The organism is Corynebacterium sp. (genome assembly GCF_030532965.1).
Lineage (GTDB): Bacteria > Actinomycetota > Actinomycetes > Mycobacteriales > Mycobacteriaceae > Corynebacterium.
Window position 1 is genome coordinate 14815 of the sequence record NZ_JAUNKC010000016.1, and the last position, 12892, is coordinate 27706.

General features: G+C 55.1%; 12 protein-coding genes and 1 pseudogene. 4 read left to right on the forward strand and 9 right to left on the reverse strand.

Features of this window, described 5'->3' with window-relative positions; all coding sequences use genetic code 11:
* Positions 1–86: 86 nt before the first annotated feature.
* From Q4D85_RS08420 to Q4D85_RS08450, 7 genes and pseudogenes are all read right to left on the reverse strand, one after another.
* Positions 87–1988 (reverse strand): glycoside hydrolase family 15 protein, encoded by a 1902-nt coding sequence (locus Q4D85_RS08420; RefSeq protein ID WP_303199659.1) that lies wholly within the window; start codon positions 1986–1988, stop codon positions 87–89.
* A 661-nt stretch (positions 1989–2649) separates the two neighbouring features.
* A complete protein-coding gene (gene rplI, locus Q4D85_RS08425; protein WP_303199661.1) occupies positions 2650–3102 on the reverse strand; it encodes a 50S ribosomal protein L9 in 453 nt (150 codons plus the stop codon).
* A gap of 97 nt (positions 3103–3199) precedes the next feature.
* Entirely contained in the window at positions 3200–3805 is a 606-nt protein-coding gene (locus tag Q4D85_RS08430; RefSeq protein WP_303199663.1) for a single-stranded DNA-binding protein, read from the reverse strand.
* Between the two features lie 183 nt (positions 3806–3988).
* A complete protein-coding gene (rpsF, locus tag Q4D85_RS08435; RefSeq protein WP_201779253.1) occupies positions 3989–4276 on the reverse strand; it encodes a 30S ribosomal protein S6 in 288 nt (95 codons plus the stop codon).
* A gap of 139 nt (positions 4277–4415) precedes the next feature.
* A complete protein-coding gene (locus tag Q4D85_RS08440) occupies positions 4416–4604 on the reverse strand; it encodes a hypothetical protein (protein ID WP_303199665.1) in 189 nt (62 codons plus the stop codon).
* 263 nt (positions 4605–4867) lie between these two features.
* Complete coding sequence (locus tag Q4D85_RS08445; RefSeq protein ID WP_303199736.1) at positions 4868–6865, reverse strand: transglycosylase domain-containing protein; 1998 nt, start codon at positions 6863–6865, stop codon at positions 4868–4870.
* 282 nt (positions 6866–7147) lie between these two features.
* A pseudogene (locus tag Q4D85_RS08450) lies at positions 7148–7489 on the reverse strand (DUF5318 family protein); the annotation flags it as partial.
* A gap of 198 nt (positions 7490–7687) precedes the next feature.
* On the opposite strand from Q4D85_RS08450, the gene Q4D85_RS08455 reads away from it, so the two are divergent.
* The 4 genes from Q4D85_RS08455 to Q4D85_RS08470 all read left to right on the forward strand — a co-directional run bounded on the left by Q4D85_RS08455 (position 7688) and on the right by Q4D85_RS08470 (position 10324).
* Positions 7688–8155 (forward strand): MarR family winged helix-turn-helix transcriptional regulator, encoded by a 468-nt coding sequence (locus tag Q4D85_RS08455; protein WP_303199666.1) that lies wholly within the window; start codon positions 7688–7690, stop codon positions 8153–8155.
* Between the two features lie 86 nt (positions 8156–8241).
* Positions 8242–9201: a universal stress protein gene (locus tag Q4D85_RS08460; RefSeq protein ID WP_303199668.1), complete on the forward strand. Its 960-nt coding sequence runs from the start codon at positions 8242–8244 to the stop codon at positions 9199–9201.
* Complete coding sequence (locus tag Q4D85_RS08465) at positions 9198–9857, forward strand: SDR family oxidoreductase (RefSeq protein WP_303199737.1); 660 nt, start codon at positions 9198–9200, stop codon at positions 9855–9857. Before Q4D85_RS08460 ends, Q4D85_RS08465 begins: the two co-directional genes overlap by 4 nt.
* Positions 9858–9862: 5 nt before the next feature.
* A complete protein-coding gene (locus Q4D85_RS08470; RefSeq protein WP_303199669.1) occupies positions 9863–10324 on the forward strand; it encodes a hypothetical protein in 462 nt (153 codons plus the stop codon).
* A 291-nt stretch (positions 10325–10615) separates the two neighbouring features.
* Here the strand turns inward: Q4D85_RS08470 and Q4D85_RS08475 are convergent, their stop codons facing one another.
* Positions 10616–11299: a response regulator transcription factor gene (locus Q4D85_RS08475; RefSeq protein ID WP_303199670.1), complete on the reverse strand. Its 684-nt coding sequence runs from the start codon at positions 11297–11299 to the stop codon at positions 10616–10618.
* A 303-nt stretch (positions 11300–11602) separates the two neighbouring features.
* Positions 11603–12694, reverse strand: coding sequence for a sensor histidine kinase (locus tag Q4D85_RS08480; protein WP_303199672.1), 1092 nt, complete (start codon positions 12692–12694; stop codon positions 11603–11605).
* Between the last annotated feature and the right edge of the window lie 198 nt (positions 12695–12892).

Consider the following 12892-nt stretch of genomic DNA (forward strand, 5'->3'; position numbering starts at 1 on the left):
TATGATGCGGATTCGACTCGTTGGTGTTTTCGTCACTGCCGTTGTCTCCAATTCTGTCTTGTATCGTTTCAAGGATGGCGAGGGGCTTATTTCCGCGCAGCTTTAGCGGCGCTAATCGCCGCAGCTGCCCTGATTACGCCAATATGCGAAAACGCTTGGGGAAAGTTTCCAGCCAGTCGGCCGTGTTCCGGGTCGTATTCCTCGGCGAGGAACCCCAATTCGGTAGCGTAGCTTGCCAACTGATTCATCAATTTCTCGGCATCGTCGATCCGTCCGGCAGCGGCATACTGCTCAACGAGCCAGAAATTACAGATGAGGAATGGGTATTCATGGCCGCTAAGCCCATCCACCGCGAGATTACCGGTGCCAGTCGGGTCGGTTCGGTACCGGTAGATCAAGCCGTGGCTGTCGCCGTGAATGTCCTTCAGGTCCCGTTCGATTGCGGTGACGGTTCGTTTCATCAGCAGGTCGTCCGCTGCGATGAACCCGGTTTGCGGTATTTGCAATAACGAAGCATCCACGGCACGTGGGTATCCTTCGTAGGTTTGCAGAAACGTACCGGTTTTCTCGTCGAATCCGCGCGAAATAATCTCCTCCCGCAATTCAATCCGGCGTTGCCGCCACATAGCAATATCGGCGCCGTTCGCCAGCTGCGGGTCGCTTTCCACCGCAGTAATGCCCGCGTTGAACGCCGCCCACATCATCACGCGGCCGTGGGTGAAATAGTGCAATTCGCCGCGCATTTCCCAAATGCCGTGATCCCGACGCTCAAAATTCGCATCGCAATAATCCAGCAGCTTCTTTTGCAGCTCCCAAGACTGCGGGGTTTCCGCAATCCCGAATTCACGCAGTTTGGCCAGCACAAGCATCAACTCACCCGCGACGTCGGCTTGGTACTGCTCAACCGCGCCATTTCCGATCCGCACGGGCAGTGACCGTTCGTAGCCAGGTAGGTGCGCAAGAATTCGCTCATCTAAGTTCGTTTCACCGCGCACACCGTACATGATCCGAAGCTTGTCGACGTCCTCACCGATGACGGCGCACAACCAATCCCGCCAGCGCCGCGCATACCCGGTGGCGTCGACAAGCCCCATAGTCTGGGCGATGAGCAGCGCCTCAATGCTAAACGCCGAATCACGCAACCAGCAGTAGCGATAGTCCCAGTTACGTTCGCCGCCGAAATCCTCCGGTAGCGACGCGGTGGGGGCAGCCAAAACCGCACCGTTGGCTAAGCAGAGCGCCTCAAGGGCGGTCACCGATTGTTGTAGAAGCGTCTCCCACTGAGCTATCCCCTGGGGAATCGATGCGGTAGTTGTGGGTTTCGGCGCCGCTTCGTTAAAACCCGCTGCGAGGTTATTATTGTCTGTTTCGGTGGCATTCAGCAACAACTCCCACCGTTCTTCCTCCCCAGCTGAGAGCGTAAATTCCTCATAAAAGTCGCTGGCAATATCGGAGACGAGGATCGGCAGTCGACCGAAAAACGTGGTTTCCAACTCACCGGCCTCGTTAAAGAACTCGTAGACATCAATCGCATTTTCGTGACGTTGCCAGGCCGGACACTGGAGGCCGTAATTAATGCGGGGCCGCAGATCATGCTGCACTGTCACCTCTCCTTCGGTGCAGCTAAGTTCGCGGCTGATAATGCTTGCGCCTGTTTCGGCGACAGCCAACCTATCCCGTACCACCGCAACCCCAGTCGCGGTGGTCCACGTGGTTCTCAGCACCGGATAGTGAGAAGTAGGTTCTTCATACTCCCACTGAATATCTGTCGGCTCTGTTAGGCTGATGCGCCAGCAACCGTGATTACTCGTCCCCACCAGTGCCGCAAAGATGGCTTCGCCATCAACCTGTGGGCAAAGCCAATCAATGCTGCCGTACCGCGAGCACAAGGCCACGGTACGGTGATTGCTGAGTAGACCGTAGTCCTCAAGGGGAACGCTTTCCCCTTGTTCGTAGTATCGGGCTACGCCATCCAGTACGGGATTCATGTATTCTTTTTTACCTGAAAACATCGGACATAAATAGTTGCTAAGGATTTTTCCCCAGACTTACTGAGACGAAAACATCTTTATCTGTTTTCACATCAGTTTCAACGCCCAGGCCGCCACCTGCCATCACATTCTCTACCACAGATTTTCGGCTTAAACAATTCTAAAATTGCAAAGTTATCCACAGGCGCTGTGAATAAACCTGTTTATGGACAGTGGAATACTGTGGAAGGCTGTGGATAACTTCCCACCCAACGCCAAAAATCCCCCAGTTTTATCCCAAAACCCCATGTCAAACCTAATTTCACCCCTGTGGATAACTTTCATCGCTTCAGTGGAAAACCGCTTCAAGCAGTGCGTTTGACAATGGTGCTTGAGGTAGTTTTTCGGTGTGGAAAACCCGCACCGCGTGAGTTTTCCCACAAGTTATCCACAACCGGCTTGGGATAAATCACAATCGGGGGTGAATCGGTTCAGCGATGTCACTTTCAGGAACCGAAAATAGCGGAAACCCCACCGAGAAATCTGAAAAATATCTTAATGAGTAAAGAAACGAACGGACCAGCCGCTGCCTGGTAGGAAAGCCAGGCGGGCCGGTCCGTTCAATGCTGTTGTCGTTGGGTCACCCACTATGGCGACCGTCGCTGCTTAGTGCCTGTAATTAGGCAGCAACGACCTCGAAGTTCACCGTTGCTGCGATGGTGGAGTGCAGCTTAACGTTTACCTTGTATGCACCAGTAGTCTTTACCAAAGACTTGGGCAATTCAATGGAACGCTTGTCCAGGTTCGGGCCACCTGCTGCCTTAACGGCTGCGGCGATGTCATCTGCGGATACAGAGCCGAAGATCTTGCCCTTCTCAGAGGTGCGCACAGAAACCTTTACACCTTCCAGTGCTTCCAGCTGTGCTTTTACTTCACGCGCGTGGTCGAGGTCGCGGATAGCGCGAGCCTCCTGGGCACGCTTGATGCCCTCGATCTGCTTCTCAGCGCCGCGGGTGGCTACGATGGCCAGGCCGCGCGGAAGCAGGTAGTTACGTCCGTAGCCGTCTTTAACCTCAACGATGTCGCCTGCGACACCGAGGTTTTCAACGGCGGCGGTGAGGATCAGCTTCATGATCCCTGCCTTTCGTGGTCTTTAGCACCCGAGCTAACTAGTACCTCGGGAAAGTTTTACATCTGTGTTATTGGTTATGTCAGGTACGCGACGCGAATCAGAACGGAGGTTCGTCGTCGGCACCACCAAATCCACCTGCTGGTGGGGCGCTGCTCCACGGATCGTTCGCAGGGGCAGACTGCTGCTGGCCGCCACCAAACCCACCTTGGTTTGCTGGTTGGCCGCCGCCAAATCCGCCTTGGCTGTTATTAAACCCGCCGGAATTGCCGCCAAAGTTACCGCCAGCGTTTCCGCCGCCGAAGTTACCACTGCCGCCGCCTTGGTAGCCGCCTTCACGAGGATTGCGGTTAACCTGTGCGGTTGCGTAGCGCAGGGATGGGCCGACTTCTTCGACCTCTAGCTCCATGACCGTCCGCTTTTCCCCTTCACGGGATTCATACGAACGCTGCCGCAACCGGCCGGTAACGATCACGCGCATACCCTTGGTCAGGGTTTCGGCGACGTTTTCGGCGGCTTGACGCCAGATGTTGCAGGAAAGGAACATTGCTTCACCATCGACCCATTGGCCGGACTGGGAATCGTAGCGACGTGGGGTAGAAGCCACACGGAATGTAGCTACCGCTGCACCTGTTTGGGTGAAGCGAAGCTCTGGGTCAGCAACTACGTTGCCGACGATCGTGATATTGACGTCTCCTTGTGCCATGTTCGTTAGCCTTTCATCTCTGCTCTGGTTTTAGGTATTCGGCGCAACAAGAATCGGTGGATTCTTATAACGCTTGAAGGTTTGTGGTTTCAACTAGCAACCTTAGTCATTGACACCGACATGAAAATACCCTTTGCTTAAGCTCCCGGTATTTTTCCTGCACAGTGCGCTTATTGACGTAGATTACTTGTCGTCCCGCTGAACCTTGGTGCGCAGAACATTGTCGTTCAGGTTAAGAACGCGGTCGAGTTCCTGAACGGTGGCTGGCTCACAGTGCAGATTGACGACGGCGTAGATGCCTTCGTCTTTCTTGTTGATTGGGTAGGCCAACCGGCGCTTTGGCCAGATGTCAACCTTTTCCACGGTGCCGTTTTCCTTGCGGACGATCTCCAGGAACTTGTCCAGGGACGGGGCAACAGTGCGTTCATCCTGGGAAGGATCCAGAATGATCATGACTTCGTAGTGACGCACGGACCTCATCACCTCCTATGGTCTTGTATATAAATCTCGTTTCGGCCACACCCGGAACTGGTTGTGGCAGGAGGGTCGTTGCGTCAGCAACCTGTCAAACATACCCCATCTGCTGCCGAAAGTCGATTCTTGACCGTCCTTAGCGGGGTTCGACGGAAACAAATACCGCCAATACCACCGGAATAACGGTGATGAGCAGGATGGCTACACTAAACAGGCCCCAGATTAATTTCGGCGATTTCTTGTACATGAAGCTGGCGAAGGAACCGCCAAAACATAGGAATCCAGCGAATACGCTCGCCATGGTGAGAATCGTTGTGGCATCCATTTGCCGGTAGCTCTCCTAGAAAGGTTCTCCGAGTTTTCTATCAGTGTAACCCCGCTGCCCGGCCACGCCTTTCGATCCTGCACCAGCCACCCCCAGCCAGCGCTATCCATATGCGCAGACCTAACAGATGATGGCATCCAGACACATACACATCCAAACACATACAACGGTGTGCCAATAGTGTCTCGGACTATCGGCACACCGTTGCATGTGGGTCGTCACGTTCCCCAACAACCAGCCGCTAATACTGCTCGCGGCTGCGGTTATTCCTCAGTAAGTAGTTCTCCCGGAATCACAACTCCCGGCAGAATTTCCACTCCTTCTTCTGGAACGGTGACCGCTGGTGGCTGCGGCAACGCCGGTTCGATTGGTGCCTCCACCGGAGGCGCATCCGGCTGGAAGTTATCGACCGCAGGTGCTTGGGTAGCAATCACCGGGCCGATCGAGCCGCGCCCCTTACTGAAGCCAAATGGCTTAGGTGCAGGAAATTCTTCGAGATCCCGCCCCTCCAGCGCGCCGTCGAGCACGCCTTTCCAAATGGTGGCTGGTAGATCCGCACCGTACATATTGGCACCCCACTGGTTCAGCAACGGGGAATTGTCATGGGTGCCGACCCACACTGCGGTTGCCAGTTGCGGAGTCGCGCCAATCATCCATGCATCCTTATTCAACCCCGTATCGCCTAACTGGGTGGTGCCGGTCTTGGCGGCGGATTCGCGCCCGCCAGCGAGGTCCTTGTAGCCAGACCAACCTGCAATTGGCAGCATTGCTTCCAACACGGTATTGGCGACATTGGCCGCGACCCGACGCTCACCTTCGGTTGCGCCGTGCTGATAAAGCACCTGACCATCCGCGGTTTCGACCTTCTCGACGAAATAGGTATCATGCCAGACCCCCTCGTTTGCCAAGGTTGCCAGCGCATGTGCCATATCGATCGGCCGGGACTGATACTGACCCAAGATGATGCCCTCGAACGGCTGCTCACCGTTTTCGGTCAGGGTTTCCTCAATGCCTGGCAACGAGCGCGCCATACCCAGGGCATGCGCCATATCGGCGGTGTCTTGGGTGGTGTTGGCAAGCTCATCCTGCAACCGCAGGAACGGGGTGTTCAGGGATTGCTTGAGCGCTTCTTTCATGGTGCAGGCACCGTTGCAGCCACCGCCGGGAACCGTAACACCTGGTAGCTGGTATGGCGCGGTGGAGATCGTCTGGGTGGTCGGAATACCCTGCTGAACTGCGGCGGCGACGCCGAAGACCTTAAAAGTGGAACCGGTCTGCAGTGGTGCGTTGGCGTAGTCCCAACCGGTTGCTTCCTCGCCGCCGTAATAGGCACGAACCGCACCAGTACTTGGCTCCACGCTTACAGCCGCAACCCTGATGTTTTCCTGCTGGTTGCGCATGCTGTCAGTCACCGACTTGGTGGTGGCGTTCTGGGCTTTCATGTCGATGGTGGTGGTCACCCGCAGGCCGCGGGTTTCCACGTCATCTTGGGTAATGCCTAAGGTTTCCAGTTCCGCCATGACCTGGTTTTTAATCAGGCCATTAGGGCCGGTGGCTTCGGTGTAGGCGCGGTTTAGGGCCGGGTCGGTGGTCTCTGGGTAGACAAGTCCCGCCCGGGTGCCCTCGTCGAGCCAGCCTTCGGAAACCATGCCGTCAAGCACGTAGTTCCAGCGCTCTTCGGCTTCCTCCGGGTTAGCCCATGGGTCCAGCTGGGACGGCCGCTGGATTGATGCGGCCAGCACGGCAGCCTGCGCCGCATTGAGTTCCTGTGCCGGGACGTCGAAGTAGGCGCGGGCGGCGGCATCGATGCCGTAGGCGTTACGGCCGAAGTAAATGGTATTGAGGTACGCCTCTAATACCTGCTCCTTGCTCCATTCGTTGGCCATTTTGACCGAATAGACCAGTTCTTTCGCCTTACGTTTATAGGAATAGTCGTTACCGACCACCATGTTTTTCACGTACTGCTGGGTAATGGTCGAACCACCACCAGCGGAGGTGTTACCGGTGATCTGGCCGATGATGGCACGGGCGAAGCCGGTGAACGAGAAGCCATTATTGGTATAAAACTGCCGGTCCTCGGCGGCTAGAACCGCGTTGCGAACATCTTCCGGTATTTGATCCAGCGGCACTTCTTGGCGGTTGCCTTCCGCTGGCACGATTCGTGCTAATTCGGTGGTGGAGTCAGCAGCCATGATGTGGGACACCTGTTTAGTCACCAGTTCTTCTGGCTCTGGCACGTCGGTGACGATGTAGGCCACCATGAATGCCAGCAAGGGTGCAACAAACACGGCTAACACCACAGCGATGATGCTGCCTTTAATCCAAGAACGCTTGCGACGAGGCGCAGGCGAGCCTTTGGCTTTTTTACTATTTGTATTTGCCACTTACAGTTCTTCCTCAAAGCGGGCCACACAGTACGGAACTGTATAGCTTGGTACTTCTTCTACCGCAGACTGGGGTTGCCGCTGGTGGGGAAGGTCCCACAGCGTCTGTTCCAGCTTTTCGACGTCAACAGGTGTTCTCGCCGACGGCGCCGCAATGGCGGCCTGCACCAAGTGGTTCCACTTGCAATTGGTGCATACCTCCACCGTGTGAACAATAAACTCCCGACCCGATTCCACAAAGTCGTGAATCTCTGCGATGGATCGTGCGCTGCCTGATGCATGACCAAGCTGTTCACCATATACCCATAACACATTCCGCAACGTTTTTTCTTCGCAAATAGGGCATGGGTTTGCAGCCGAAACTCCATGGAATTTCGCTGCGGTGAGCAGCAAAAAGTCGGCGTCACACACTTCGTCGTGCGACTTGCGGCCAGCGCGTACCAAGGAAAGTGTTTTGGCTCGTGCCAGCCGGTGCGAAACCTGACCATGGAATTCAACCATTCCACAAGTTTAGCCGCTTAGACATCTAATACGTAGCTCCTTAAGCCGCACCGTCCAGCCGCGCGGGCACAACCGGTTACAATACAACTGTTCACATTGAGCAAAACGGAAATATAAACCTGCACGCAAACTGCAAAAAGCACCTCTGCCATACGCGTGAATCGTTAGGTTGCACACAGAATGGATACAATTCAACTCATGAAATCAAATGCCCATTGGGAATTGGCGAACCGAATTCGGCCAGCACTCACTCGGTTGTATGTGCTTTACTTCCGTATCGCGGAAGCATCGGACCTTACTGGGCCGCAGCTGACAATTTTAAGCAGGCTGGCTGAGGAGGGCCCTTGCCGGATCAGCTACATCGCCAAGGTCGAAGGCATCCGTATGCCTACCGCGTCAAACGCTTTGCACCAATTGGAAGAACGCGGCATGGTCGAACGCATCCGGGAAGAAGCCGACCGGCGCGGCGTAAAAGTGCAATTGACACCGTTTGGCAAGCAAGAGCTGGAGCGGGTGGGAAACGAACGTACCGATTATTTAGCGCAGATGCTCGCGACGTTGCCCGTCGAAAAGCTCAGCGAAGCCGAAAAAGCCGCCGATATCATCACCGAACTCGCCGAGGCCTATACTGCGGAACTCATGCAACAACATGAGGCCACTAGCTAACCCCCGTCGCCACCATAGGTAACGACTCCCGCGCTAAACTTTAAACCGACATAACCTATAGAAACGATCTGTCACCCGCGTTACCTATGCCTAAGAAAACCCAGCCCGCGCCACGGCTCCACATGCAACAATTTCGCATCCTGGTTGCGTGGCAGCCCCAATCCAGCGGCGATGAAGCGCTCGAAGTTGCCGCCTGGCTGGCGCGCACCGCAGACGTGACCGTCCAGTGCGTCACCACTTTCCTGCGTCCCTGGCCGTCCCCAGCGATGAGCAAGCTCGGCTCCAAGCATAAGAAATGGTTCAAAAAAGAAACCGAACGCTACACCAAAGCCGTTAGCGCAAAGCTTAACGACGTCGGCATCGACCGCGCCCAATGGGCCAACCCGGTCGCCGTCATCGCCGACGGAACCTCTGAATCCGTCATGCTCACCCAGGCCGCCCACGACTTCGGGGCCGACATGATCCTGCTCGGATCCAAAGCCGCCGCCCCCAAAGGGCGATTTTTACCCGGCACCACCGCCGACTCCATGCTGCACTCCTCGCCGCGCCCCCTCCTACTGGCACCCCGATCCCCTAAACTCGCCAAACGCGGCATCACCCGCGTCAATGTCGCATTCATTGGGCAGGACACCGACGAATCCGCCACCACCACCGCCGCCGAACTCGCCGCTGCGTGGGGCGTACCGCTGAGGATTCTTGCCCTCTCGCCGGACGGATTCGGGGCACCTCCCGTTTCGGAATCCATAAAACCTTCCACAGACCTCAGCCACGAATGGCGCGAAAACGCGCTAGCGATTTTGGATCGGCTCCGCAGCAGCGCCCACGCCGCATTCCCCCACATCGACATCACCTGTGAGGTTGGCTCCGGCAACGGGTGGCACGGCGCGCTCGACGTACTCAAATGGAAAAAAGGCGACCTACTCTGCTTCGGTTCCTCCCCGCTCGGTGCCTTTGAACGGGTCTTCATCGGCTCCCAAACCTCCGAAATCTTGCCGCACGTCCAGGTCCCAGTCCTCATGATCCCCACCCGAGGAAAGGAGCAATAATGCCCACCGCAGTTGTCACTGGCGCAAGCCAAGGCGTTGGACTCGCCACCACCCGCGCCCTTTTAGAGGCCGGCTACACCGTCTACGCACAGTTCCGCAGCTCGCCCGCCGACCTTGACCACCCCAATCTGCACTGGTGGCACGCTGATTTCACAGACACAGTGACGGTACCGGACGAGGTGGCGCCGCAAAGCATCACCGCGCTGATCCACTGCGCTGGCGTCGCCCAGCTCGGCAGCACCCACGACCAGCCCCGGCGCGACTGGGAACACCACATGGCCATTAATCTCCACGCCCCGGTTGAACTGACTCAACACCTTTTGCCGCAGCTTATCCAGTCTTCCGGCCAGGTCATCTACATCAATTCCGGCGCCGGGCACCACACTCACCCCATGTGGGGCGCGTATTCAGCCAGCAAACACGCCGCCCGCGCCTGGTGCGAAGCGCTGCGGCAGGAAACACCGGCGATCCGGGTCACCAGTATTTACCCCGGCCGAATCGCCACCGAAATGCAGCGCGCCATCCGTCACCAGGAAAACCAAGACTACAATCCCGACGATTACATCTCGGCTGATACCATCGCTGGCACCATACTCAACGTATTGAACACTCCTGCCGACGCCCAGATCCCCGACCTCATCATCCGACCAAGGTAACGCACATGGACCACCCCGAAAACGACCTCAGCTCCGACGCCGACCAGTCCAATCGGTTCCGCCCGCAACCCACCACCTTTGATGAGTTGGCCGATACCCCGGACCCGCTCAAAGAAGCTGAGATGAACAGGAAGTCGACGAAACAGGCGATCACCTGGGCGTTATTGACCCCCATTGTCACCGGGATTGTTGCCTACATTCTCGCCTGGGTTGCCCGCATCCAAGGCGGCCCGCTTTGCGACGACGGGCACGCCACGTGGATCTGCTCCCGGCAGGCGGAAATCTGGTGGCCCGCCGCAACCAGCATGGTGCCTATCATCGCCACCATCGGGTGCGGCGTGATCATGTACCGCAAATATCTCAACTACACCCGCTGGCGCCCATGGATGGGTACGTTTTGGTTCCTCGTACCGTTTGCGATGCTGTGGATGGTCACCGTGTTTCAAATGAGCATTGTGGGTCATTAAAACGGGTCATCGATAGCCCTTCATCCCAAACTCGCTTTGGTCCATTGCTTACATTTTCGTTACTAAATTATTCGGGGAGCTCTCAAAGTTACGTTACGTCAGCCGCCTGCGAGCTTGTGAAATAAGCAATACACCAATAACTACACTCTTCCGATGATCTGTTTTGCAGTCCTCATTCTCTATGCCAACCACTTCCGGTTATCCCACAAGCAAACCTCCCAGGCAACCGAGCGTAACTGGATACCTGGGAGGTGCAATATTAGTCTGTCAAAGATACGACAAGCCTAAGGATCAGGAGACATTTTCGGGCTTATTGAGCAACGCCACCACTAGATCCAAACGTGATTTCGCTCCGAAATCTTGCATGAGTGACGAGACTCGTTTCTTGATCGAGGACTCTGAGTACAGCATGTGCGAGGCAATTTCAGCATTGCTCATACCCGAACATAGAAGTTTGAGGACTTTCTTCTCTTCAGGGTTCAAAGGCGAATCATCAGCAACCACTTGGTCCAAGAGATTGCGGTGATATCCCTCAAAGTTTTGGACTTTAGGAACCTCCCTGATGAGGTTTTCAACAGAAGTCGGGGAGACAACCATTCCGCCATCAACGGCATCCCTGACCGCCTGGATAATGGACTTAGGGGATTGGCTTTTCAGAATGTATCCTGCGCCGCCCCGGCCCAACACGCGTATCATGTTGTCATCGTCGTCGATAGAGGTAATGGCAATAAACCTGGGGGGATTCTTGAGTGCAAGAACTTTCTCAAGGAGGGTGAGACCGCTCATGGCTGGCATGTAAATATCCGATAGGATGACATCGACTTTCTGGTTTTCGATGATCTCGATAACCTCATGACCAGTTTTCACAACCCCCACAAGGTCAAACTCCTCGGAAGGTGAGAAGTACTTCGTCAGGGTTTCACGTGCCAGACGGTCATCGTCAACGATTACTATCTTGATACGCTCGGTGCTCATTCTCACTCCTCAGGCTTATTTCGTCATCGGCTTATTTGCACCATTTCAACCAGCTTACATCCTCGCAAGACAAAAAGCCGAGGGGTGAATTTGACCGAGCGGCAGGCTCCTTTGCATTTGCGATAATCGGGCCCTGCGCTACCAAGGTAGAAGCAATGGCTACGGACAGAAAAACACGAGTGACACGTTGCATAATGTCGATTCCTTTTCGTAAGTAGAAACAGTGACATCTCTATTTTCACGACGCATCTCTCGTTTTCCAAGCAAAATCCCGCTTTTTCTCAAACTAGGCACTTTAGTACACTATCTAACTGGGAATTCCCAGGTAGTGACCCAAAGTTCCCCCTTTGATACGCTCTCGAATGAGCCCCCTTCCCTCGTTATTTCTTCCCGGATTTGAGCCAGCCCAATCCCTGTGCTGAGGTAGCTCGTCGAACGAGTAGCGGCGATCTTGTTGGTAACCGTCACTACGATATCCTCATCGCAACGCTCCACCTTTACCAGCACCTCACTATCCGAGGCACCATACTTCAGTACATTCGATGCAAGCTCAGGCATGACCGGCAAAGACAACGGCTCCAGCTTGTACGCTCGCGCAAAAATAGAGTCATCCTTTACCACGGTGACGTTAAATCCATGGCTCTCAAGAAGATTCACAAAATACCCAATCTGGTCCGCCAGGTTGGTTTTAACCGCAGGAAGTTCCAATTCATCTTCATCCAACAAACGGATCAGAGTACGAACCTCCTCAATAGCCCTGCGGCTCTCCTCAGCGATGAGTTCCAGCTCTTCTTTCTTGTCCTCTGGAATGCCCGGACCAAAGCTAATACCCTCGGCACGCATAACAGCCGAGGTCAAAGATCTCGCTACAGAATCATGAAGGGTCTTAATGAGGATTTTCCTCTGTCGTTTCTTAGCTTCTTCAGCCCTAAGTTTTTCCTCACGGGACTTGCGTTCCGCCTTGTGTAGATAGGAACCAATCCCGATCGTGGAAATGAACATAATCAAGGTAAAAAGCACATTTTCGATGGATTCCGGGACGAAGATACCCTCAAATATCTCAGTAACGGAGATCGCGAAGAACACAACCCCATAGGCAATAGCCCATCTGATTCGGCTCATGTACGCCAGAAAACCCGTCACCGCTATCGCGCCGAGGATCGTGATGACGTTGCGTACTTCCCGTTCATAGGAAAGAACCAGGTAAAGAAACACAAATAGGCAGCACGAGAAGTGAGGATATCGACGCACCATGAAAATGCCAGCGATACTCACCAACACCACTAATGTGGACGCGATATCCACCTTTCCCCAGAGGATAAAGGCGACAGACAAAACTGCAAAGACAGAGACAACAGCAGGCGCGACAAAATGGGGCGGGGTGCGGACATTCACGTGACACGATCCTCTCTTACCGGCGCGCACTGCACATCATGCCGGTAGCAGAATTGAAGTTATCTAGCGGCTAATTTTACTCTCCTTCAAGGTTCGAGTCACCCAGGAAAACACGACAGCCCCACGGTTTCTCGGCATCCCATAGGTGTGCGCCCGAATGAAATAGGCGAAGCGATACGGAAGATAACCTGGCGGCAT